The sequence below is a fragment of the Reichenbachiella faecimaris genome (genome assembly GCF_900176375.1).
Taxonomy (GTDB): Bacteria; Bacteroidota; Bacteroidia; order Cytophagales; family Cyclobacteriaceae; genus Reichenbachiella; species Reichenbachiella faecimaris.
Window position 1 is genome coordinate 119,952 of the sequence record NZ_FWYF01000003.1, and the last position, 24,821, is coordinate 144,772.

Genomic DNA, 24,821 nt, shown 5'->3' on the forward strand with positions numbered 1-24,821 from the left:
TTAATCACCCCTTGTTTTGGTCTGATTCAAGACTCAAGACAAGGGCCGATTTGTTTTATAACCTATTTAGAAGTAATCTGGAAAATGTACTTTTAAAAGCTCCAAAAACTGCTCTTCTTGTAGGAGTTTATTTTGAAAATAACCCACAGAAGAATGAGATTTTGCACGCTCACGGTCATCAGGGTTTAATGAGGTTGTTAGCATGACTAAAAGTATTTCTGCTTTTTGAGAGGCTTCTAATTTTTCATATTCATCAAGAAATTCCCACCCATTCATGACGGGCATATTAATATCTAATAATATAATTTGAGGTTGTGGGTGCTTGCCATCGTTGGTGGAAATTAGAAAGTCCAGTGCTTCTTGGCCGTCAGTAGCTATTTCAACTTTTTCTACACAATCCATTTGTTTGAAAAGTCTTTTGTGGAAAAAGTTGCAATCATCGTCATCATCTACTAATAATATGCAGTTAAGTTTTTTCTTCATAGCGGTTTGTCTAATATGGTAAAAAAGAAAGAGCTGCCTTTGTTGAGTTCAGATTCAACCCAGATAGTCCCATTGTGTATTTCTACAATTTTTTTGGCATGGGCTAATCCAATACCAGTCCCTTCGTATTCTTTTTTCTTATGGAGCTTACGGAAAATTGTAAATATCGTACTTCGATTTTTTTCGTCAATCCCGATGCCGTTGTCCTTGACTTCAAACTGTAAACCTTTTTTAATTTTCTTTGAACTTATGGTAATCACTGGATGAGTGTCATTATTATGAAATTTAATGGCATTATGTATAAGGTTTTGAAACAAAAGTTTTATCTCCAAAGGATAGGCTGGTATAGTGGGCATTGGATTCACTTTTATTGTTGCTTTGTTTACGTCTATTATTTTATCTAAGTCCTGTTGAATAGATATTAGCAATTCTTCTAGATTTACCATTTCAATTTTTTTTGAAACCCCAAGTCGGGAGTAGTCGAGAAGCCCGGTGATTAGGTTGTCCATGCGACCGGTTGCTCTGAGTATAGAGCTGATGTATAGTTCGGCCTCTTCTGATAGAATATCAATACAATCCTCTTTAAGGACTCTTACATAATTTTTTATAGTGAGCAATGGTTCGCGCAGATCATGAGAGGCAACATAGGTTAACTGTTCCATTTCTTGATTTTTGGATTTTATTAACTCTGCAACTTTTAGTGCAGCTTCTTCTGATTTTTTTTTCTCAGTAATATCCCGAATCGCTGCAATGGCAATAGTTCCTTTATCTGTGACTAACGGACTTAGACTCACTTCTACTGGAAATTCCGATCCATCTTTTCTAGTAGCCAACAGATCCATATTAGCACCCATACCTCTCACTTTCGGTGAGGAAAAGAAATCTTGACGGTGCTTATGATGATTAAGTGAAAGTCTATTGGGAATTAATATCTCAACAAGATTTCCCTGTATCTCCTCTCTGGTATAACCGAACATTTTTTCCGATTGCTGATTGGCAAGTTCTATGATTCCTTCTCGATTCACTACAATCATTGCATCTGGGGCGGATTCAAGAAGATTCCTGAATTTAGCTTCGGATCTTTTTAGTTTTTCGCTGTATTCATGAGTATCAGTGGTATCGCGAGTTATTTTGATGAAACCCGAAACTTTTCCAAAAAGATCTATTTGTGAGGAAATCAAGGCGTCACTCCAAAAAGCCAATCCATTTTTCCTTATGCGCCACCCTGCAGATTCAATTTTTCCCTTCTGCTTTGCATCGGTAAGTAAGCGTTCTGGTAGGTTTGCTTTTTGAGCATCAGGGGGAAAAAAAACGCTAAAGTTTTTGCCTATTATTTCTTCTGGTGTGTATCCTTTTATTTTTTCAGCTCCTTTATTCCAACTTTTGATGATTCCCCTATTATCTAACGTAATGATCGCATAATCTTCAATGGAGTCTATGATATTTTGATGTTGTGTTTGATTTTCCAATAACCGTTCACGAGAAATATCACTCTCATTTAGCGTTTTGGACAAGTACCAGGTAAGGATCAGTAGGGCTGTGATAATACTAACGATCAATAGCGAAAGGCTAAGTTCATCACTGATTTGCGTATTAGTCTTTAGTGACATCCTGAGATATCCTAGGAGGATAGGAATGATTACAATACAAGGGATGAAAATTTTCGCAGCTTTCCCTCCAGAATAAGGACTCATTAAAATCCGCATGAAACCATAGTCTTTATTCATAAATACTATGCCTGTACCAACCAGCATAAAGAAAAGCGCTGTATGTAGGGACATAGGAAAGTATTTCAAAATACCATAAAACTCACCTACATTGTAGAGATAACCGATGACAGAAAAGAAGCCCAGCATAAATACAGCTAAGGAAAGATAGTTAGCTGCTGATCTGATCCTTTTAGGACGTTGCGTTGAGAACAGTAGAGCTAGTGCTGTAAGTACAAATCCAAGTGCAGTATTTGGAGCCATGTTGTTTGATACATTTCCTTTCGTGTCTTTGATTAATTCCGCACTAAACATGAGCTGATCGATCTGAATGGAGGAGTGAGCGACTTGGTTAATTAACTTAACAAGACTTATTAAAATGATAAGAATGGAAAGGACTTGACTCAGGGTTAAAAATGACTCCATTCTTTTCCCTGATAGTATGAGGAGGGACAATCCAGATAAAATAAAGCAAATGGCAGTTAGAGGATTCATTGCCACAAGATCGGCTATAGGTCGTTTTAATACTTCGATGTCAAAAGCCCACCCAATAATGACCAAGATACCTGCAGCCAAGGTAGTGCCTCCAATAATGAGTGAGATAGCAGATGAATCCCTATGGTTTCTTTTTTTAGTTAAAGGTGCTATACTCATATTAGGTTAGGTAAATTGAGTTTTTTTAATCCATAAATCAACAGAGAACTTTCCTTGTCGCAGAAGAGTATCCTAAAGGGTAAATCAAGTATGCTTTCTTATTTTTTGGTTTGCAAAATTGATTTTGTTGTTCTACCAACGTTTGAGCCAGGTGCATCATAAAGCAGTTTGTCAGTTGATAATCCTTATTGGTTAATCAATGCGAAAATTGATCGTTTCAATGTAGAAAAAAATACTTGTTAAATAATTTCCTTCTGTGTTTTGATAGAAGCATATATCTCATTATCACATCCATTTTTGGGCTCTAATTGGTCATAATTTTTTATCTGACATAAAAATGAATTAAATTATTATCTCAATATAACGGATTAATCATTTATAATTATCAATTTTTAAAACCAACTAAGTAATACTAACCTGAAATAAATGTGTAAGCCTAACCTAATTCTTAACTGTGATTTTTTTTCACTGAGAAGATGTTTTGTCTGGTCAATTGTATGCCTATTGAATTCACCTTACGGTTTATATGCTCAGAAAGATGACCTTTCAGCCGATGAACTGAAACAACTGAGTATTGAAGAACTGATGAGTATAGAAGTTACTTCTGTCAGTAGACTACCCGAAAAATTATCGAAAACAGCTTCCGCTATTCAGGTAGTAACGGGAGAAGACATCCTAAAGTATGGTGCTACTAATATCCCAGAAGCGCTCTACCTAGCTGGTAATCTCCAAATAGCTCAAAAGGGTTCGCATTCCTGGGGAGTTACTGCCAGAGGGTTCAATACAGATTTGGCCAACAAGATGCTGGTTTTAATAGATGGACGAACTGTCTATACTCCTCTTTTTTCGGGCGTGTTTTGGGATCGTCAGGATTATCTCCTAGAGGATATAGATCAGATAGAAGTGATCAGCGGTCCCGGAGGAACTCTTTGGGGGGCAAATGCAGTAAATGGAGTTATTAATATCACCTCGAAAGGCGCTAAGGAAACTCAAGGTCTATTTTTGGAAGGCAGCGTTGGTAATGAACTAAAGACTTTGGTAAGCACGAGGTATGGCGGGAAGATAGCTCCTAATATACATTATCGTGCTTATGCCAAATATGGTAAACGAGACGGAACAGTATTTTCAGACAGTGTAGACGCCAGAGATTCTTGGCTTATAAAGCAGGGAGGGTTTCGAGTGGATGCCGAAAAGGAAAATTCCAATTTTACGCTACAGGGAGACTTGTATCAAAACGATTCTGATCTGATCAGCGGAGAAACCTCAGAAATAATTGGAGGGAATGTACTGGCCAGATGGTCGCATACTTTCAATGATAGTTCAAATTTGCGTTTACAAACTTATTTTGATCAGACAGATCTTCTTCTTCCTACTGCTCCATTTATTGTAAACGGAATGGAACTGGCACCTGCCGGTACTTTCAAGGATAAACTGACAACCTATGATATTGATTTTCAGCATCGGTTTGAGTTGGGCAGCATCAACCGTGTGATATGGGGTTTGGGATATAGACATACTCATGATCAGGTGACCAATTCGCCTGCCCTAGGTTTTCTGCCTGAAGTACTCAAGCAGAATCTCTTTAGCATTTTCGTCCAGGATGAAATTAAAGTTTTTAGAGATTTTTTTGTTGCCATAGGTACAAAACTCGAACACAATGATTATACTGGGTATGTACTGGAACCTAATTGCAGGATACGTAAAACAATCGGAAAAAATTGGATGATCTGGTCTGCCATTTCCAGAGCAGTTCGTGCACCATCGCGTGTAGATAGAGATATCACACAAGGTACGCCACCAAATTTTGTTTTACTCAAGGGCAGTTCAGAGTTTAGGACAGAAACTGTCATTGCCAGTGAATTGGGTGTTCGTGGAAAAATTATGTCGAAAGGAACCGCTTCGGTTTCTTTTTTTTATAATCAGTATGATCATATACGTAGTACGGTACTCGATCCCGAAGTAATTTTTCCATTAACATTTCAAAACGGATTGGAAGGGGTAACCTATGGGTTTGAGCTGAACGTTTCTTATCAGCCGGCTTATTGGTGGCAGCTTACCACCAGTTATACCCTTTTGCATCAAGATCTTAAGGTTAAGAATGGTCAGACCGATTTCAATAATACGTACAATGAAACAGCCGATCCGGAAGGTCAATTTTTGTTTCGTTCGACGTTTTCATTGCCTTTGGGTATAAGTGTTAACGGTGCATTCAGATGGGTGGATGAACTCCCAATTAACAATAGCGGAACACAAGAGACCGTGCCTTCATATGCGGAGTTGGACGCCCGAGTAGCTTGGGATGCGAATGATAAGATTAGTTTCTCTGTTGCTGGGAGAAATCTTTTGCATAATGATCATATAGAATATGGAGCGACTACTCCAACTCGACAAGCAATAGAAAGAAGCGTATATGTGAAGATGGCGCTGAGATTTTGAGACTTAGCAGTTAGATATTTTAGCATTTAGGACAAATGAGCAAAATTAAGAAGCAGAAAAAGAGGATTACAAGAATATCCTACCTTATTTTTTTAATAGTCTGTTTGTGCGCTGCACAAACCTCAGATTCTAAAGAATATAAGGTTAAGGCCATTTTCTTGTTCAATTTTGCTCAATTTATGGAGTGGCCGGAAGATTCTTTTGCTCATGAAAAGGCTCCGTTTGTACTAGGCATTTTAGGAGAGAATCTCTTTGGAACTTTTTTGAAAGAAACCATCATTAACGAGAAAATAGAGGGACATCCACTGGTTATAGAGCATTATAATGAGATAAGCGAAGTGAATGGATGTCACATTTTATTTGTCCATACCACTCAGGTGGATCAAATGAATGCAATGGCTGATCATCTGAAATATCAGCATGTACTTACCGTTGGTGAAAGTCGGGATTTTATTACCAAAGGAGGTGTTGTCAGGTTTTTTATGAAAGGGGGTAAGATTAGACTGGAAATTAATGTTCAGGCCGCTGAGGCTGCTGGTCTTGTCATAAGTTCGAAATTATTAGGTGTGTCTCAAATCGTAAAAAGCTAATTATGGCGTTCGCAGATATACCCATTCGACGAAAACTATTAAGAGCGATCCTGTTCAGCACGGGTACAGCGATTCTCATTACCTGCACTGCTTATTTCGCTTATGAGTTGTTCAGTTTTCGCCAAACAAGTATCCGAGAGTTGTCTATAGTTGGAGAAATAATTGCAACCAATAGTACAGCAGCGCTAGCATTTAATAGCAAGGAGGATGCTTATGAGATGCTCTCCTCCCTGAAGGTAGATAAGAGTATTGAAGCCGCATGTCTTTATGATAAGCACGGAAATATTTTCACTTATTACCCAGAGGAGTTATCAGCAGATCATTTTCCGGATTCTCCTAAGAAAGATGGATATCGTATCATTGATTCTGGCCTAATAGGAATTCAACCTGTGATTGAGAAAAATAGACGATTGGGAACTCTCTATTTAAGGTCAAACATGAATGCTTTCTATTTTCATATGCAATTGTACGCTGGCATAGCAGGACTTGTGATAGTTTTTTCTTTTGTTTTGTCGTATCTGTTGTCCAGAAAAATGCAGAGTAGCATAACTAACCCGATCCTTGAGTTGGCAGATACAGCTTTAGCTATTTCTGATAGAAAGGACTATAAAGTACGAGCGACAAAACACGGTAATGATGAAATAGGATTGCTCACCGATGCCTTTAACCAAATGCTGGATCAGATCCAGGATCACGATCAGATACTCCGTGAGAACGAAGAGCGTTTTGAGAGCACATTGGATAATATGCTGGAAGGGTGTCATATTCTTGATTTCGATTGGAGGTATGTTTATCTCAATGACTCAGCCGACAGACATAATAAGCGTCCGAAGGAAGAACTACTTGGAAAGAGATATACTGAGGCATGGCCTGGCGTCGAGACTACAGAAGTTTTTAGTATTATAAAAAGATGTCTTGAGGAAGAAACAAATAGCGAAATAGAAAATGAGTTTATTTTCCCTAATGGAACAAGTGGCTGGTTTAAGTTAGCCATTCGAACCATACCTGAAGGCGTCTTTATCTTATCAGAAGATATAACCGATAAAAAAAATGCGGAAAATAGAATTTTAAACCTCAACGAAGAATTGGAACAAAAAGTCCGTAAACGTACCTCGCAACTTGAAGTCGCTAACAAGGAGTTGGAGTCGTTTACTTATTCTGTGTCACATGATTTGAGAGCGCCTCTTAGGTCAGTGATAGGTTATTCGCAGATTGTTTTAGAAGATTATTTGGACAAGCTTGATGAAGAGGGGGTTAGAATATTGAAAGTAATAATATCCAATGCCACTAAAATGGGGCAATTGATCGACGATCTGCTAGCCTTTTCAAAAATCGGAAAGCAGGAGCTGTCAAAAAGGCCGCTGGATATGGAAGCCATTGTGGCAGAAGCCATAGACGAAAATCAATATCAATCGGAGCGAGCAAATATTGTAATGAAGGAAATGATACCAGCAGAGGGTGACAAAAGTCTGATCAAACAGGTAGTCGCCAATCTCGTGTCGAACGCCTTAAAATATTCTGGAAAGGAGGACGCTCCATTGGTCGAAATTGGTTCTTATCAGCAAAACAAAAACAATATCTATTATTTCAAAGACAATGGGGTTGGATTTGATATGAAGTATTATGATAAGCTATTTGGTGTTTTCGAACGGTTGCATAAGAGTGCCGAGTTTGAAGGGACTGGTGTTGGACTGGCTCTGGTGCAAAGGATTACAGCTAAACATAATGGGAAGGTCTGGGCAGAAGGGGCGCTGCAGCAGGGTGCTACCTTTTACTTTTCTCTTCCTACGCAACCAAACTGAAACTATAAAACCTAAACCAAAGAAATGGACAATATTCATGATGTAGAAGTACTTTTAGTTGAAGACAACCTGGATGAGGCAGGGCTTGTGATAAGAGCGCTGAAGAAAAATAACTTGGGGAATAATCTTGTGCATTTGGAAGATGGAGCTGAAGCGCTGGATTTTATTTTTGCACGTGGTGCCTACTCAGATAGAAAAGTAGAGTTTAAGCCGAAAGTAGTTCTCCTTGACTTAAAAATGCCTAAAGTAGATGGGCTTCAAGTGCTGAAGGAAATACGAAATGATAAGCGAACAAAATTAATCCCTGTGGTGATTATGACTTCTTCTGCAGAGCAAAAGGACATCATCGAAAGCTATGGGCTTGGTGTAAACGCCTATGTGGTGAAACCACTTGATTTTGAAAATTTTTATAAAGTTATGATAGACCTGGGTCTGTTTTGGCTATTGGTGAATCAACCACCAGGATGATCAGCAATATCAAAGATCGTATTGTTTTTGGGGTGCTAAAAAAATATTTTTCTCCACGTTAATGCAGTATTTAGTAATGCACAACCTTCATTCTAACACAAAATAAAAGGTAGACCCTTTACCCACTTCAGAATGGCACCAGATTTCACCCCCGTGTCTGTCTATTATCGCTTTGCATATGGCTAGTCCTAAGCCCGTCCCTGGTTGTTTTTGATTGTTCAATCTCTTAAAAGGTTCGAATACACGTTGATAGGCATCTTCTGGAAAACCAATCCCATGATCTGAAATGGATATGGAATAGCCTTCCTGCTTATCTTTAGATGCTATTTTGATGTAAGGACTTTTGTCTGAGTAGTTTATCCCGTTCGCTATTAGGTTTTGCATCAGCTGTACTAGCAAGGTTTCACTACCATTTACTTCTGGGAGATTATCGTACTCAATCTTAGCCTTTCGGGTGGCAATGAGCTCTTGAAGATTAGTCAATGCCTGCTTAACAACACTTTGCATTGAAACTGGCTTCTTTTCAATCTCAATTTTGGATGCATTATTGTATTGTGAAAGTTCATCAATTAACTTTTCCATGTGAATGGCAGAAGTAGATAGCAATTTTGTAAGATGCTCAATTCCGCTATAGTCTTTAGCTTCTAGCGATCTTTCTATTTCCTGACTCAGCATTCTCATGTTACCGATTGGCGATCGGAGATCATGTGCTAAAATATGAGCAAAACTTTGTAAAGATTCGCGCTGTTGGTCTATGGTGTATTTTAATTGTACTTTTTCAAGCGAGCTTTGCAATACTCGACTAATGGATTGTGCATCGATCAATCGTTTTGGAATGTAGTCAGTGGCACCAGCATTAAATGCCTCTGAAACTAAAATCTCGTCCCCGTAATCGGTGATCATGATGATTGGCAAATAAGGGTATTGCTCACGAAGAATTTTAACACCCTCCAAACCAGTTTTTCCTGGCATTTGATAATCTAACAATGTGCAATCAAAAGATTGAGATTCAAATAATTTGATTACCTCATCCATGTTTTCTGCCTCAGAAATAATGCTTTTAACATTTGCTTGTTTAAGCGCTCGTTTGATCAATTTACGATCACCTATATCATCGTCAGCAATTAGTATTTTTAAATTTTTTTCCATTTCAATATCAATCGGGTAATTCTACTATTCGCCAGTAAGCATCTACTAACTCTACTAATCTTAAAAAGTCTTGTCCCGCTACTTCTTTCACAATATACCCAGCTACATTTAAGTCATAGGCTTTTGCCTTGTCTTCTTGGCTCTTAGAAGTAGTAAGTATGAATACTATGGTCTTTTTTAGTTCTTCGTCTGCCCTTAGTTCACGAATAAAATCAATACCACCCATTCTCGGCATATTGAGATCAACAAGGACTAAATATGGCATATTGAGTTTCTCGCGCCCGTTCGTTCCGCGTAAGATCTCAAGGCCTTCCACTCCGTCCACGGCCCGAATGATAGGGTTGGCAATTTTGGCTTTTTTAAAGGTTCTCTGAACTGCTTTGACATCTGCATCATCGTCCTCAAGAAGCAATATTTGTAATGGTTGTATTTGGTCTTTCATTTTGAGTATCATTTAGCATTTTTAATTAACAGAGGACTCCAATGTTTTAGGCCATATAAAAATAAAATCTGTGCCTTGACCTTCCACTGATTTGAGTGTTATAGTACCTCCTAGGTGTTCAACATTTTTTTTGACCATGGCTAAGCCCATGCCACTCCCTTCTACTTGATCTCTGGGTTTTAGAGTAAGAAACATTTCAAATATTTGGTCTTGATATTGGGCAGGTATGCCTGGGCCATCATCTTTTACATGAAACTTATATTTACCATCAAACTCTTCAAACCAAATATCTACATTTCCTTTACTGCTGTGATGATGTTTTATGGCATTGTTAATAAGATTGTGCAAGACTTGTTGTAGTGGCATGCGTTTGAATTTGGTTTTAGCAAACATGGGGTTGAATACGATATTAAAATCATCTGGCTGGGACAAAAGTAGTTTTATGTCGTTAGCTAAAACAGCTCCGTTTACTTCTTCCGCGTATCGATCATCTATTTTACGACCGATACGCGAATACTCTAGCAAATCGTCTAACAACTTCTCCATTCTTTTGACTCTATTTCTCATGAGTTCCAGATTTTCCTTGCTGTCATCATCCATGATTTCGTCAAGGTCTTCTTCCAGCCAGCGAGAGGTATTGTCTATTACACGTAGTGGAGCCTTCAGGTCATGAGAGGCTACATACGCAAAGTCATCCAGTTCTTTATTCGATTGTTTTAAAGCTTCTATTAGTCTTTCCATTTCTTTTTCTGCAGCCTTTCTATCAGAAATATCCCGAACAATCGCTGTAAAAAGAATGCCGCTGTTAACTTTGACTTCGCTGATTGAAAGTTCCATTGGAAATACACTTCCATCTTTATGCAATCCCTGAACCTCCCTATTCGTATTGATTGTTCCCTTTTTTCGAGTCTGCAGATAATTCTCAATAAATCCGCCTTCTCCTCCTTCAATAGGTTCTTTGGGTATCAGGAGCGCAATATTTTTGTCCAATACTTCGTTGGTTGCATACCCAAAAATCTGACAGCATTGAGGATTGTAGGCGACAATTAATCCCTGGCTATTGATGGTTATTATGCCATCATTGACTGAATCTAAGACTGCCTTCGATTTAGCTTCACTTTCCAATAATGATTTAATTGCCCCCTGAAAGGACTTCGCTAATTCTCCAATTTCGTCAGTCAGATGGGTTGGTAAATCTACACTGCTATTATAATCAGTAATGTTGGAAAGTTGGATCGTCATTTGTCTTAACGGTTGCGTAAACTTTCTTGCTAATGTGAAGGAAATGGCGACTGAGCCAATTATTAAAAAAATGGAAATAAGTAAAATCTCATCTCGGGTTTTAAAAGCATTTGCCAGTAATTCCTCTTTTGGTTTACGGAGCGCTATTCCAACATAATTTTCTGAATCGTTGCTTGATAGGTTGAGTTTTACAAAATAGGAAATATTGTCATCTTCAATCAAGCTGGTTTCATTCGTTTGGTTATGAATAACCTTTGAGACAAATAATGGAGGAGTTACTGTATAGTTTTGGTGAAATTGGAATTCGCCGATGGTTCCATTTTTTTTGTGCTCCAAATAGTCCCCAGACTGATTGATCACTAGTACGTTGTCAGCCGGAGTTAAGAATTCTAAAGTATTTTTTATCAGATTGGAATAATCAACGTTTAAAACGATGACGCCAAATGGTTTCCCGTTGTCGCCGTATATAGATACCAGTACTCTAATGGTCGGCAACAGTAGGCTGTCGATTTTTCCTTGTTCTCTATTATAATTTACTTTTGTAAAATAAGCGAGACCATTTGGCAGTTGTTCTGCAGCCTTCATGTAAGGTTCGTCACCTTTTTGCTGAAGTTCTGATACAGAAACACGGGCTAATCCATTTTCAGTACGGTTTACTCTTACCAGCTCTTTTCCGTTATCTGCAAATCCGATATATCTCATCTGCGTATAAAATTCTCGCTCGGTCATTACCGAAATAAAGATGGTTTCTAAACGATTACGCCAGAGTTCTATGTTAGATCCGTCCAATGGGTCTGTCCCATTGTTCTTTGTAGTGCGGATAAACCCCTTGATTGGAGGAGTCCTGGCTACAACGAAGATATCATTTTGCATGCCATCAAAGACATCCATAAACTTCAAAGACATAAGTCGGGTATTCAATGCAAGATCTTCGATTGAATCAGCAAGAGTGTATTGCACTGTACGGTAGTAATTCAATACTCCAATAATGGCTGCTATAAAAAAAGCAACTCCACAAACCAATAAGGTGAATTTATTGTGAACTGTCAATCTCAAAGTGAAGTGTGGCTAAGTGGTTTCATAGTATAAGAAGGCTCGACCTTCTTCCTAAAGGTAATATTTTATACTGAATATTATTTAGACATATATTTATCTATTTATATTTTTAAGCATTTTCGATAAAAACCGTTACCTTTTAGATCTAATCTATCCTCCCTTGCATTACCTAGAAAAAGAATTGTCCGAGCTGATTCAGAAAGATGATACTACCTTGAATTTTCTTAACGGGCATATCATAGACGGATTATTGTATTGGGATTTGGAACGTCCAGAAGAACCTTGGATTGACGAGCAATTTTGGAAGACTCTGGGCTATGATGTCAAAACCCGACCTGATGCCAGGTTACCTTGGCTAGATATTATTCATCCCGATGACGTAATAGTAGTGACCAAAAATTTCCAAGAAGAACACTCCAGTCCTAACCAGACGGTTAGGTATATACACCAAAACAGCTCCATATCCTGGCTGAAATGTAAAAGTGTAATTACAAAATCTAAGCAGGGAAAGCCAACAAGACTGCTTGGTATTCATATAGATATCACTCAAGAAAAACAAGCAGAAACAAAACTAAAAATTAGCGAAGCACAGTTTAAAAGTTCTTTCGATCATTCTCCGCTAGGAATGACGGTAAATTCATTAGATGGAAAAATCTTGGAGGTAAACGAAAGGTTCTGTCAGATTTTGGGCTACAATAAAAACGAATTAATAAATGAGCACTTCGCTGGGATGGTAGGTGGAGACTATTCATCTCTTGGTTATGAAGATGATCTTCTGGATAGAAAAATCAACTATTATAGTGCTGAGCTGGAATTTTCCACAAGATCAGAAAAGAAAATTTCGGTGCTTTTCAATGCTTCTTTAGTACGAAATGGTGACGGAGATCCTATGCATTTTATAGCTCAGATAGAGGATCTTACAGAAAGCCGTTTAGCTGATGAAGAAATTACTCGCTTGGCGGAGCGTTTGGTGCTGGCCAAGGAGGCTGCAAGAATTGGTATTTGGGAGTTAGAAATTGAAACAAAAAATCTTATTTGGGATGATCACATGCATGAAATGTATGGTGTCCAACAAGGCTCCTTTCATTATAATTATAATTCATGGTTAAATTTATTGCACCCAGACGATGCGCCTGGCGTAAAGGACAAAATCCAATTGGCCATTGAAGGGAAACAAGAGTTCAAGACAGAATTTAGAATTGTTTGGTCGGATGCAACGACTCGATATATCCATGCTGCAGCTATTGTTCGAAGAGATTATACGGGCAGAGCCATAAATTTCATCGGTTCTAGTTGGGATATAACTGAGAACAAAAAAACAGAACGCTCGCTAAGCAGAATGGCAACACTTGAATCTAAACGAAAGGAGATGGAGCAATTTGCGTACATCACTAGTCATGACCTTAGAGAACCATTATTGACTATTAAGAATTTTGTCCAACTACTAATTGAAGATAACTCGGACAAATTCAGCGAAGAATCCAAGTATATTAGTAATTCGATTTTGAATGCTTCTATTAGAATGGAAACGCTCATTTTAGGTCTTTTAGATTATTCCAGACTCAGTAAACAAAGAAAACTAGCATTGGTAAATATTAATGATATTCTTAAGGATGTGATGTCAGACTTGGATTCGCTGATTAGCAAAACTGATGCATTAATAGATTATGATAAACTCCCAGTTATAAATGGTTATGAGGTCGAATTAAAGTTGCTTTTTCAAAATCTAATACATAATGCCATTAAGTTCACAAAATCAGACACGGCTCCAGTAATTAACATAAACTGCTCGAAGATTGAGGACGGGTACAAATTTAGCGTGAGCGACAATGGGATTGGTATTAGCCCACTGAATCAGGAAAAGATATTTGCCATGTTTCGACGGGCTCATAATGATGCTAAATATGAGGGAACTGGAATTGGACTTGCTCACGCAAAAAAAATAGCAGAAATACATAATGGTGAAATATGGGTTTCATCACGAGAAGGTGGGGGATCCAAATTCTACTTTACAATACTAACGGATTCATAAAATGAAAAATAAATTGAACTCCATATTATTAGTTGACGATAACTCTGACTGCAACTTTTTTCATAAAAGGCTTTTTCAAAAGATGGATGTTGCGGAGAAAATAGAAATTGTATTCGATGGTAAGGAAGCAATTGACTATCTCACTTCAAAAAAGGATGGCAAATACCCTCAGCCATCAATTATTTTCCTGGATATAAATATGCCCGTTATGAACGGGTGGGAGTTTTTGGATGAATATGAAAAACTGACTCTCAATCAAAAAGCAAAAGTTATATTAGTAATGTTGACTACTTCTCTTAATCCTGATGACATTCATAGAGCAGAAAAAAATCCGAGCGTCAGCGAATTTAAAAATAAGTTTTTAACGGAAGAATCTGTAAAATCCATTCTTAATAAATATTTCCCCTAGTGGTGGTGTATGAGTTCTTTTTTTGCAAAAGGCGGGAAAATTGAAGGGTACTTTTTAGAATGAATTCAGCACGGAAAAGCCTTATTATAATTCTTTCCATTGCGTGATGAAACGAGTACAACATTGGTACAACATTTTTGCTAAGAGATGCTCTAATGTGAATAAAGCTGCATTAGCTTAAATCGTCAGAATCGATGATTTTATAGTGCTGGATAACAAAAAAGGCCGATTTCGGGTGAAATCGACCTTTATTTTGTGACCTTGTCAGGATTCAAACATACTCTTATAAGCTTTTGATTATCACCTGATTAAGTATTTATTTATGATTTAGGTATCAAAATGGTATAATTAGTGTTTTTATAGGTTGATAATATATTATCAGCTCAATTACTCATTCATCCAATTTAGAAATTGATTTCTTTTTTTAAAACTAACAAATTGGTTATCTAATTCATGTTCTTTAAACCTTACTTCAATTCTTCCACCCTCCAATGAGCTATATTTGTCAATAAAATCAACGTGAGTTATAAATTGTCGGTTGAGTCGGAAGAATTTTTTAGAACCAAGTTGAGAAATGAAATCATCAAGAGTTTTATCTGAAGTATAAACTTTTCCGGTAATGGTAACTATATATACCACCTTCTCTTTAAGATATGCATACTTGATGGTATCCTTATCAATTGGCACAGTGAACCTGCCTACATTTAGTAAAAATTTGTTGTTTGTCTGATATTCTACATTAGTTTTGAAGTCTGGATTGCTGAGCTGATTTTCAAGCTGTTCAAACTTTTCAATTCCATCCCTAACCCTTGCTTCGGTTAATGGTTTTGTAAGAAAATGTATACCGTTTTTATAAAATGCTTCTAGTGCGAATTCATGATGAGAGGTACAATATATGACGGGTGCATTGAAGGAAACTTTATTAAAGATTTCGAAACAAAGGTCATCACCCAATTCAATGTCCATAAAAATTAAATCTGGGTCTTTTTTTTGCAAATAGCTTATACTGCTTTGTATATCGCAAAGGCAATCGTCAATCAAATAATTAGGTCTTAAATCTGCTATTAGTTGACTAAGTAGTTCAGCTTGATATGGCTGATCTTCAACTATTAAAATATTTTTTGTACGATTTGTGATGAAGTTCATATTTCAAAATTATCACCTAGAACGGTAATATATGATTAAAGTTTCTGATTGGGAAAAAATTGAAATATTCCTGAAACCAAGTGTAATAACTGAAGTGATTTGTGAACTAACATAAATTAAGCCTAATTGTTTAGATACTAAATGAGTTGCGGTATTGCTAAGTAAAAAATCCCATCATGAACTATCAAATAAGAAGATGCCTTGTCATCAATCTGAGTTTGTTCTTTCTGTTCATTTTTATAGGTTTTTGTAGTATGAGTCAGAGCAAAAATGTGGATAGCTTAGAACATGTCCTTTTAACTACTTCTAATACAGATGGCCGCCTCAATACTCTTCAGCATTTATTTGTTTTTTATCAGAATCAAAACCATCAAAGGACGCTTGAGTTAACAAATGAAATTATTTCTATAGCAGACTCAATTAGAAATAATAAATGGCTATTAGAGGGGTATATGAATAAGGCCTCAGTGTTACGAATAATGTCTCAGTTCGAAGAATCGTTGGTTTTATTAAATAATGCATTGAGGTTAGCCAGTAATTTCGATGAAAAAACGGAAGCAAAAATCATTAATAAAATAGGGAACGTATATGTTTCGAAAGGGGATTATGTTAAAGCATTGGAAAGCTATCAGAAATCTTTAGTGTTAGCGGAAAGGATGCAAGATTTTGAGAAAATCGCTCATGCTTGTGGTAATATAGGGTTAGTGTATTTTTATATTGGGCAGTATGAAGATGCATTATTAAATATGAAAAAATCGGCACAAATATTAATTGACAAGTTTAATCCGGGTCGAGCGGCAAGGGCAATTTCTCATATTGGAGCAACATATCATCTAATGAAAAGGTACGATTCAGCTATTTACTATTATAGGGATGCTATTAATAAGCTTGTTGGGCAAAATGATCGTTATTCATTAATTATGAATAGTAATAATTTGGCACAGTTATTTTTGGAACAACATCAGATAGACTCAGCCAATAAATATATTGATTTTGCAAGAGCTGAAAATGAAGTGTTGAAAAACAACAAATTGGAGATCCAAAATTTAACAATTAAGGCACAGTATTTCGAAAAAATAGATAATTTTCAGCAGGGAATTAATCAATTTATTCTTGCATTTGATCTGGCACAAGAGTATAATGAATTAGAATCAAGCAGAATTGCCACGGAAGGTCTTTTACGATTATATGCGCTAATTGGAGACTACGAACAAGCTTTTTATTTTCAGAAAAAAAATTTCCAAATAAGAGATAGTATTTTCAATCTAGAGAAGATTAAGGAATTCACGGATTTAAGAGAGAATTATGAAATAAAAAGATTGAAAATAGAACAAGCTGTATCTAATTCTAAGTTGATCGAAAGGCAAAAAGCTATTATTCTTCGAAATTACCTTTTGGCTTCAGTAACATTGGCCTTTGTGATAATTCTCGTTGGAGTCTTTTTATATCGAAAGAAGCAAATTCAAGTGGGTATACTTGGTAACCATTTATCTGGTCTTAGGCAGGAAAAAAATCAGCTTTTAAACATAGTATCTCATGATCTAAAAAATACACTCAATAATATTCACAGTATTATTGAGATTTTTAGGAAGAAAAATGCTTCAAATCTTAAGGCCTATCAAGTAAGCTACTTATCTGCAATGCAAAAAAATGTAAAGAGATTGCAGGTAACAATAAATAATATGCTAAATATAAATCAACTTGAAGTAAAGCTTGATCAATTAACATTTACTAAAGTGGATATTGGATTAGTTTTAAAAGAAGTTTTAGAGCAATATATATTTTCAGCTCTTGAAAAAAGAGTAAGGTTCTCTCTCGATATTGAACCTAATTGTATGGTTTATGGAGATCAACGCTATATTTTGGAAGTGTTTGATAATTTGATTTCCAATTCAATTAAATATTGTCCTATTGAAGATAGCGTAAGTCTAAGGCTATTTAGAGAGGGAGATGAGAAAATTTGTTTCTCCATTCAGAATAGGAGAAAGGCTTTATCAATAATTAAAATTGTAGAAAATAAAATAGTAACAGGAAATTCTTTAAACCTTCCAAAAGGTAGTGAAACATCAACAGGATTAGGTTTGTTTATTGTATCTGAATATATAAGTGCAATGAATGGAGAAATTCGGCTCGATGTAAATGAACATTTTATTATTAGATTCGATTTACCTGTATATTCTTAGGGTATTCTGAAATTTTTGATTTTTTAATATAAAAATCAACGGAGATGAGAAAAAGGTTATAATGGACTATAATGTTCCCCAAAATTAGGGCAGATAGATGTCTAAAGTTAAGCTATAATTTTGTCATTTCTAAGCTGCACTACTCTGTTGTTCAAAGACTGTTTTAGGCATCTGAATTTCAGTGACTGATGCAGCCTTTGATTGTTGTAAAATTCCATATATTTCTTCATCTCGTGGTATTTTCAATGCCTCCATTTGCAGGATTGAGGTAAGCGTATTCGTACTTGAATTGGAAGAGTAAGTACGGTGCTATGCAAGCCAATCAGCTCAAGAAAATGAAAGAACTTAACTACCTGCCCTAATTTTGGGGGACATTATACATTTTCGAGAGTATAGTATATCCTTTAAGTGATATATATTCACATTAAACTAATTTTATCTAACCTTTAGAAATTCAAATCTGAATATTTACTGCTGCGTATTGATTTTCAACAATTTTTAAACAAAAGTTTAAAAATGGAATGACTTTGAAAGTATTCGTAAAACTCAATTCAACGCTTTTCAGTATTATGTGCCTGTTCAACTGTTTAGCGGTAATGGCACAGTTTTCAGAAAGAAACATCATGGTGAATAATTATGATCCAAAGGAATGTAATATCGGCTATGGTATTTGGAGTATCGCTCAAGATCTGAATGGCTTGATGTATTTTGGAACTTATGATGGTCTCATTCAATTTGATGGGGAAAGATGGATTAAGTTACCACCTTATGATTTAGTGCAGTCAGTTGCGATTGGTGAAGATAATCGCATATTCATTGGTATGAGATCAGACTTTGGATACGTTAGCTTGGATAAAAATAGGGAGCCGAAATTTTATTCGCTTAAACATCTATTGCCTGAAGATGCATCAGAATTTGGTCATATTTGGAAAATTGCTTCAACATCTCAAGGAATTTATTTTCAAAGTGAAAAGTACATATTCAAGTATTTTAACAATTCACTAAAAGTATTTCAGGCAGAAAATATCTACTTCATGTATGGCATAGAGGATAGTATATATTTTCAAAAAATGGATAAGGGAATTTTCCACCTTAAGGAAGGTACTTCTAGTTTAAAAATTGATGATGTGATTTTCGATAACCCTCTCGTAACAGCTTTGAGAAAGGTTGGTCACGATTCGCTCTTAATTTTTTCACAAAAAAAATTTTTAAGAAAATCTAGCTGTCACGAAAGCGTTTTTTTGTTTACAAAAGGAGATGTGCATCCGATAGCTTTAGGTCAAGCTGGTGATTATATATCAGGAATTTATGATGGATGTGTTCTGGGGGCGAATATAATGGTTTTAGGGACACTCAATGACGGAATCTACTTCTACACTATCACAGGTCAAAAAATTGCTCACATAAATAAGGAAAATGGGCTTAAGTACAATGCTATAAATGCTTTATTTATTGATAGAGAATCCAATATATGGATTGGGCATGACAAAGGTTTATCGAAACTTAAAGTTGAACCCCACATTAATAAATATGATGATAAAGGGGCTTTAAAAAAATTAGAAACAGGAATCTACACTAGTATGTGGTCTAATGAAAGGCTTTTTATTGGTACCATGTCAGGGTTATTTATAGTTCACAATGACGTAATGGAAAAAACCGACCTTGCGGATATTCAAGTCAATTCTATTGTTAAAATTAAAGGAAAAAATATCAGTGAAAATAAAATTCTAGTTGCAACTTCAAATGGCATATACGAAATCTTTGAGGATGGTCAGGTTTCTTCCAATTTAATTGAAGAGGGTATTGAGTCCTTTTGTATAGTACAATCAAAAAGTGATTCATCAATTATCTACTATGGTGAATATCACGGTATTGGTGTCTTGAAGTTAGATAAGCAAAATAATATTCATTATAAAGCAACCATTAAAACTGGAAATATGGACATTAGAAATGTATTCGAGGATAGTTTAGGATCCATTTGGGCCAATTCTTATAAAAAGGGATTGATGCGCATAGATGTTAGTGCCAGTAAAAATTTTCATCCTCATAGCTATAAGATTTACCATAATGAAGGTGTAATTCAAGCTAATAATAAAATCAAAAGTTTTAATAATCAATTGTATATATCTAACATAAACGGAGTGTATAAACTAGATTTTCAGAAACCTGAAAATTCTCTTCCTATTTATAAAAATAAGACATCATCACATATAAATGACTTTGAATTTCTTGAAAATAATGATTTAATAGTATCCATAAATAATCAACTTTTTGCTGAAAGTATGGAAATAACTAAATCTCCTAAGAACTTAAATGATAAACTTAATTTTCTTCCAAAGGGTGAAATTAGATCAATAACAGTGGTGGATGAAGCATTATGGGTTACTCAGGCTGATAGGATTATGAAAATTGACTTATTGACAAAAGAAAATGTAAGGGGAAATTTGGTAAGGCCAGTGATTACAAAAATCACTCTCGATAATGGTGAAAGCCCTAATGTTATTTTTAGATTGTTGGGTGATTTGAGTAATGATAATAAGTTAAATCAAGGTCCGAATCGTTATACTTTTGCATACGGAAGTCATTTAAGCTTCGAGTTTTCTGTACCATCATATTTGAATGAAACCAAAATTGAATACTGCTACAAACTTGAAGGTAAGGACTCTAGATGGAGTTCTTGGAATAAGAATGCAAAAATCTCCTACGATCATGTACCCGTAGGGGAGAATACATTTTATATCAAGGCGAGACAGTCGAACTCCTTGTATCTTGGTAGCACTAAATTAAAGTTTACCATAATCCCACCTTGGTACAAAAGTACATTGGCATACGTTGTTTATTTTTTTCTCTTTGTAATGTCTTTTATTCTGTTTTCAGAGTTGAAAACAGAAAAACTGAAAAAACAAAATAGAATACTGGGAGATATCATAGACAATAATGAAGAGAAATTGACTCGTAGCCATGACACCATATCCAAGCAAGCACGGTCATTGCTTACTCTGGCAAAGCAAAAGAATTTCTTGTTAGGAGTCATAGCACATGATTTAAAGAATTCATTAAACAATATTTTTAGTATTGTGCAACTGTTTGGACGAAATCAGGAGAATTTAAATGAAAAGCAACATGGATATCTATCAGGAATACAAAATAACACTAAAAGATTACAGGTTATGGTCTACAATATCTTGAATATTGATAAAATTGAGAGTAGAATGCTTGATTTGCAAATTAAAGAGATAAATATTACCTCAGTTCTTAAGGAAGTATTAGAGGTTAATTTTTTTTCGGCAGTTGAAAAGAGAATTGAGATAGAAACCGAAATAACAGGCGGTACCTTCATCTTGGGAGATGAAAAATGCGTGTTTGATATTTTTGACAACTTATTATCAAATGCAATTAAGTATACACCATTTCGGGGTAAAGTTCGAGTAATGTTGAAAAGGAAAGGCGAGGTAATTAAATTCTCAGTAAAAGATAATGGTTTTGGTATAAAGAAACAGGAATTGAATCAGCTGTTTAAAAAATTCACAAGGCTAAGTATTCCAACAAGCTCAGAATCCTCGAGTGGTCTTGGGCTTGCCATTGTAAAGGAATATGTAACGGCAATGAAGGGTAAGGTTTGGTGCGTGAGCAAAGAAAATAAAGGCGCAGAGTTCGTTGTTGAATTTCCTTCAGCTAGAGAAGTGTAAGTAGAAAAATCAAAAAGTTTAACTTCTTCGTAAGTATTAGCTGGTGGTCTCAAAAAATCATTCAAAGAGGTATTCCAGCAATTTAAGTAGAATTTTTTGCGCCTTGAAGGTTTTTTTAGTCCCTTAAGAATTTTTCTCTAGGCAAGCCATTCCTTCTTCCATTTTATGATTGTAAATTCTAAATCATATGTATTCTATTTGTCATGAGTTGCATCCAGATCATAGTAGAAAATTTTGTGGATATTGGGAATTACACTTCAATTTTAAGTCTAATTACTTGTGTGGTTCTTTATTACGGAAGAAAATTAGTCCTAAGATCTGAAGTGAGTGAATTAAAAGTGGAAAATACAAAATTAAATTTGTCAAATGAAACTTTGAAAAATGAGAATAAATTCCTCAAACGTGAGATACTTAGAAGACAAACTCAATTTGAAAAAGAAAAACGGTTTAATGATAAAGTAATAAATAGCTTACCTGGCATTTTTTACCTATACAAAAAAGAGTCTGGAATCTATAAATTAAAACGGTGGAATAGGAACCATGAGAACATCTATGGGTATACCTCGAGGGAACTAAAAAACATGAAGCCCACTAGTTTCCTAACAAAAGATTCACATGAAAATGTGGCCAAGGCAATGAAAAGCATTGAGGAAGGCGGGTTTGGACAAGCGGATGCACAACTTCAGCTGAAAGATGGGATTGGTGGCTGGTTTCATTTTGAAGGATATGGATTTATAGATGACGGCTCTCATTTTTTTCTCGGTATGGGAGTAGATATTAGCAAACGAGTACAAGCACTCGCTGAACTACGCGATAAGTCGACCCAACTTTTGGACAGAAATAAAAAATTGTCGGAATATGCCTTTCATAACGCTCACATACTTAGATCACCAGTTTGTAGATTATTGGGTTTATTGATGATCAAAAAGGAAGAAGGTTCAATTAAAGAGGATTATGAAATTGATAGGTATTTAATTCAAAGTGTTCATGAGTTGGATCAACTTAGTCGGAATATGCAGGCAATTCTTTCGGAATACTAGGATATATTAATTGTTGTATTTTGAAGGAAAAGAATCGGCCTCATAGTAGACTGTGATAAAATTAATTCTGCCTAAGATAATTTTCAGTAGTTAGACTGGAAAAAAAGCGTTCTGTGTTGGCTTACCTAGCTGAATGTAGTGAACCCGAACCTGTTTGTCGTTGCACCATTCGGTAAAGGTCTTCGAGGTAAACCCAATCACGTTGTCTATGCAAATAGCCTGAAGCGAGGTTTCCGTTTGAACATGATCAGTCGATCTAATAGATTTATCACCTGTGTGGCAGGGAAACTGTGAGAAACTTCTACTGCAATGGCTTCTCTGTTGTAATCATCTATGACATTGAGCACCCTGAATTTGCGACTATTGTCTAACACGTTGTGCATGAGATCCATGATCCTGGTGGTATTCATGCCAACAGGAACCTTTAAAGGCATTTTAATTCATGAGGGAACTCTTCTATCAACCACTCTACGTGTTCCCAACACTGAGAGAGTTTTAAAACTTTTTTCCCAGTACTTCTTTAAGCAGAAAGTGATCTAGACTCAGATCGGTGTACATTTCCTTTAAGCGTCTGTTTTCATCTTCGAGCTCCTTTAATTTCTTGAGTTATTAGGTATCCATACTGCCGTGCTCACTCTTCCAATTGTAGAAGGTAGGTGGCTTCACTGATCCCATGCTTGCGACGCAGATCATCGACTTTCTTACCTGACTCGTGCTCTTTGGGTATCAGCACGATCTGACTCTTGGTGATTTTGTTTTTTTTTAAGATTTGAACAGTTTAAAGATATCATTTTCTCTACTTTTGAGCTATCCGATCTGACGTGAAGGCTATAAAAACGCACAATCTACATCTAAAGTTAAGGTTGCATTCTAGTGCACATCTTCCGCGGCTTTATCTTGATTTGTATCCCTTAACTCTTTTGAATTGAAAGTCATAATACTTGACTAAATGAGTATAGTTATCAATAAAGTGCAAAAAACAGCCCTGTTCTTAAAAAGGCCCTATTCATTGTTCTTGTAGATAATAGTAGCCCTCTTGAAGTTTGTTGAAGATGTGGCTAAAAAAAGTTTTTTCCTCTATCACAACAGACATACTCCCTTCCATTCCCTTGTAAAGTAATTTTTCAAGCTTTCCATAATCCGTAATGTCGACCTCAAATGGATAATTTCCTTCGGCATTGGGCGTTAGACTTATATTCGCTAAACGCCCACTCAATTTTCCCCAATCAAAATGAGGAAAGGAAGAAATTTTTAGTTTGACTTCTTTATTTTCATTAACTCTACCAATAAATTTGGGAGGGATACTACCTGTGGCAATGAATACCGGAGTTCGAACATAAATCTTGATCAGGGGATGGTTTTTACTTATAATCTTATCTTGACTTACATAGGAAACTATTCCAGTTGTCTCAGCCTCAATTGCCAGTTTATCATTTCTAATATGGGATCTTCCGTAAAATTTATGTATCATATTTAAAATCTTTTTTTTTTTGTTTACAAGTACGCTTTTGCCCTTATCCATGGTTAATTTTAGTTCTATTATTTGACTTTCAACTCTTTGCCTTTGTTTATTGAGATTAATAATTTGAACCTCCAATGTGCTAAGTTGGCGTTGGTACTTTTCAAGTTGCACTGAATTATTCAATATGGCCTTCCTATATATTTGTCTGGTCTTATCAAATTCTTTAGCTGATAAAGCGTCAATCCCATACAAAACACTATCTCGATAATAATTTTTATGCGCCATTTCAATTTCTAACTTAAGAATGGTTTCTTCTCTGTTTTTTATACTTTGAAGTTTTTGTACTCCGGCTTTGAGTGCGCATACTTCATTGTACAAAACGGTATTCTCCAAATCTTTTTGCTTTTTTTGCTCTATGTAAATTTGCTTGCCCTGTTGATTGAGTAACTTTTCTTCTAACAAAATTGCATTGTAATCTACTAACAGTTGGTTCAATTGAAAGCCTGAAATTGTTGCTATTGGCGTTCCTTTAAACACACTATCGCCTACATTTAATTGAAGAGAATCAACAAAAACATTTTGATCAAATGTTAAGATCTGCTCACAGTTGTTTTTGTCTTTAATGAAAAACTTAAATTCTAACTGCTGTGGAATCTTGACTCTAGACCCCAATAATAAAAAGAAGATTAGAATAAATGTTCCGAAATATAACCAAATACGGTTAACGTCGTTTCTCGAATTTTCAAGAGGAATGTCTTCCTCGAAGAAAATATCTTCATACTGGTGAGGATCAAGATCTTCGATTTTTTTGTCTTTTTTTTCTTTGTTCATA

General features: G+C 35.8%; 17 protein-coding genes. 9 read left to right on the forward strand and 8 right to left on the reverse strand.

From position 1 onward, the window contains the following. Nucleotides 1-66: 66 nt before the first annotated feature. Both B9A58_RS13090 and B9A58_RS13095 read right to left on the reverse strand, forming a co-directional pair. The gene (locus B9A58_RS13090) at nucleotides 67-483 is read right to left on the reverse strand and encodes a response regulator (protein WP_084373327.1); all 417 of its coding nucleotides are present in this window, start codon (nucleotides 481-483) and stop codon (nucleotides 67-69) included. Then, a complete protein-coding gene (locus B9A58_RS13095) occupies nucleotides 480-2,843 on the reverse strand; it encodes a PAS domain-containing sensor histidine kinase (RefSeq protein ID WP_084373328.1) in 2,364 nt (787 codons plus the stop codon). Before B9A58_RS13095 ends, B9A58_RS13090 begins: the two co-directional genes overlap by 4 nt. Before the next feature lie 504 nt (nucleotides 2,844-3,347). Between B9A58_RS13095 and B9A58_RS13100 the strand changes: the two genes are divergently transcribed. From B9A58_RS13100 to B9A58_RS13115, 4 genes are read left to right on the forward strand one after another with little or no spacing between them, the layout of a single operon-like run. Continuing rightward, nucleotides 3,348-5,279, forward strand: coding sequence for a TOL_0244 family TonB-dependent receptor (locus B9A58_RS13100; RefSeq protein WP_176214775.1), 1,932 nt, complete (start codon nucleotides 3,348-3,350; stop codon nucleotides 5,277-5,279). A 35-nt stretch (nucleotides 5,280-5,314) separates the two neighbouring features. Continuing rightward, nucleotides 5,315-5,869 (forward strand): TOL_0243 family YfiR-like periplasmic protein, encoded by a 555-nt coding sequence (locus tag B9A58_RS13105; protein ID WP_084373330.1) that lies wholly within the window; start codon nucleotides 5,315-5,317, stop codon nucleotides 5,867-5,869. A 2-nt stretch (nucleotides 5,870-5,871) separates the two neighbouring features. Then, nucleotides 5,872-7,671, forward strand: a complete 1,800-nt coding sequence (locus B9A58_RS13110) for a sensor histidine kinase, YfiR-like protein-associated (protein ID WP_084373331.1) — start codon at nucleotides 5,872-5,874, stop codon at nucleotides 7,669-7,671. A gap of 24 nt (nucleotides 7,672-7,695) precedes the next feature. Continuing rightward, complete coding sequence (locus tag B9A58_RS13115) at nucleotides 7,696-8,139, forward strand: response regulator (protein ID WP_176214776.1); 444 nt, start codon at nucleotides 7,696-7,698, stop codon at nucleotides 8,137-8,139. Between the two features lie 87 nt (nucleotides 8,140-8,226). Here the strand turns inward: B9A58_RS13115 and B9A58_RS13120 are convergent, their stop codons facing one another. From B9A58_RS13120 to B9A58_RS13130, 3 genes are read right to left on the reverse strand one after another with little or no spacing between them, the layout of a single operon-like run. After that, nucleotides 8,227-9,288, reverse strand: a complete 1,062-nt coding sequence (locus B9A58_RS13120; RefSeq protein ID WP_084373332.1) for a sensor histidine kinase — start codon at nucleotides 9,286-9,288, stop codon at nucleotides 8,227-8,229. A 7-nt stretch (nucleotides 9,289-9,295) separates the two neighbouring features. Next, nucleotides 9,296-9,730, reverse strand: coding sequence for a response regulator (locus tag B9A58_RS13125; protein ID WP_084373996.1), 435 nt, complete (start codon nucleotides 9,728-9,730; stop codon nucleotides 9,296-9,298). 21 nt (nucleotides 9,731-9,751) lie between these two features. After that, complete coding sequence (locus B9A58_RS13130; protein ID WP_221407859.1) at nucleotides 9,752-11,878, reverse strand: ATP-binding protein; 2,127 nt, start codon at nucleotides 11,876-11,878, stop codon at nucleotides 9,752-9,754. A gap of 310 nt (nucleotides 11,879-12,188) precedes the next feature. Here B9A58_RS13130 and B9A58_RS13135 point away from each other — a divergent pair, with 310 nt between their 5' ends. Together B9A58_RS13135 and B9A58_RS13140 are read left to right on the forward strand one after the other, a co-directional pair. Beyond that, entirely contained in the window at nucleotides 12,189-14,060 is a 1,872-nt protein-coding gene (locus B9A58_RS13135) for a PAS domain-containing sensor histidine kinase (RefSeq protein WP_084373334.1), read from the forward strand. Nucleotide 14,061: 1 nt separating this feature from the next. After that, a complete protein-coding gene (locus B9A58_RS13140) occupies nucleotides 14,062-14,469 on the forward strand; it encodes a response regulator (protein WP_084373335.1) in 408 nt (135 codons plus the stop codon). Between the two features lie 387 nt (nucleotides 14,470-14,856). On the opposite strand, the gene B9A58_RS13145 is transcribed toward B9A58_RS13140, so the two are convergent. After that, the gene (locus tag B9A58_RS13145; RefSeq protein WP_084373336.1) at nucleotides 14,857-15,615 is read right to left on the reverse strand and encodes a LytR/AlgR family response regulator transcription factor; all 759 of its coding nucleotides are present in this window, start codon (nucleotides 15,613-15,615) and stop codon (nucleotides 14,857-14,859) included. Nucleotides 15,616-15,869: 254 nt separating this feature from the next. Between B9A58_RS13145 and B9A58_RS13150 the strand changes: the two genes are divergently transcribed. From B9A58_RS13150 to B9A58_RS13160, 3 genes are all read left to right on the forward strand, one after another. Next, the gene (locus B9A58_RS13150; RefSeq protein WP_176214777.1) at nucleotides 15,870-17,798 is read left to right on the forward strand and encodes a tetratricopeptide repeat-containing sensor histidine kinase; all 1,929 of its coding nucleotides are present in this window, start codon (nucleotides 15,870-15,872) and stop codon (nucleotides 17,796-17,798) included. Between the two features lie 596 nt (nucleotides 17,799-18,394). Further along, entirely contained in the window at nucleotides 18,395-21,487 is a 3,093-nt protein-coding gene (locus B9A58_RS13155) for a sensor histidine kinase (protein ID WP_176214778.1), read from the forward strand. 323 nt (nucleotides 21,488-21,810) lie between these two features. Further along, complete coding sequence (locus tag B9A58_RS13160) at nucleotides 21,811-22,527, forward strand: PAS domain S-box protein (protein ID WP_176214779.1); 717 nt, start codon at nucleotides 21,811-21,813, stop codon at nucleotides 22,525-22,527. Nucleotides 22,528-22,733: 206 nt separating this feature from the next. Here the strand turns inward: B9A58_RS13160 and B9A58_RS13165 are convergent, their stop codons facing one another. Both B9A58_RS13165 and B9A58_RS13170 read right to left on the reverse strand, forming a co-directional pair. Next, nucleotides 22,734-22,937 carry a transposase family protein gene (locus tag B9A58_RS13165; protein WP_139793883.1) on the reverse strand — a complete coding sequence of 68 codons (204 nt, stop codon included), beginning with the start codon at nucleotides 22,935-22,937 and terminating at the stop codon, nucleotides 22,734-22,736. A 596-nt stretch (nucleotides 22,938-23,533) separates the two neighbouring features. Beyond that, the gene (locus B9A58_RS13170) at nucleotides 23,534-24,820 is read right to left on the reverse strand and encodes an HlyD family efflux transporter periplasmic adaptor subunit (protein WP_084373341.1); all 1,287 of its coding nucleotides are present in this window, start codon (nucleotides 24,818-24,820) and stop codon (nucleotides 23,534-23,536) included. Between the last annotated feature and the right edge of the window lies 1 nt (nucleotide 24,821).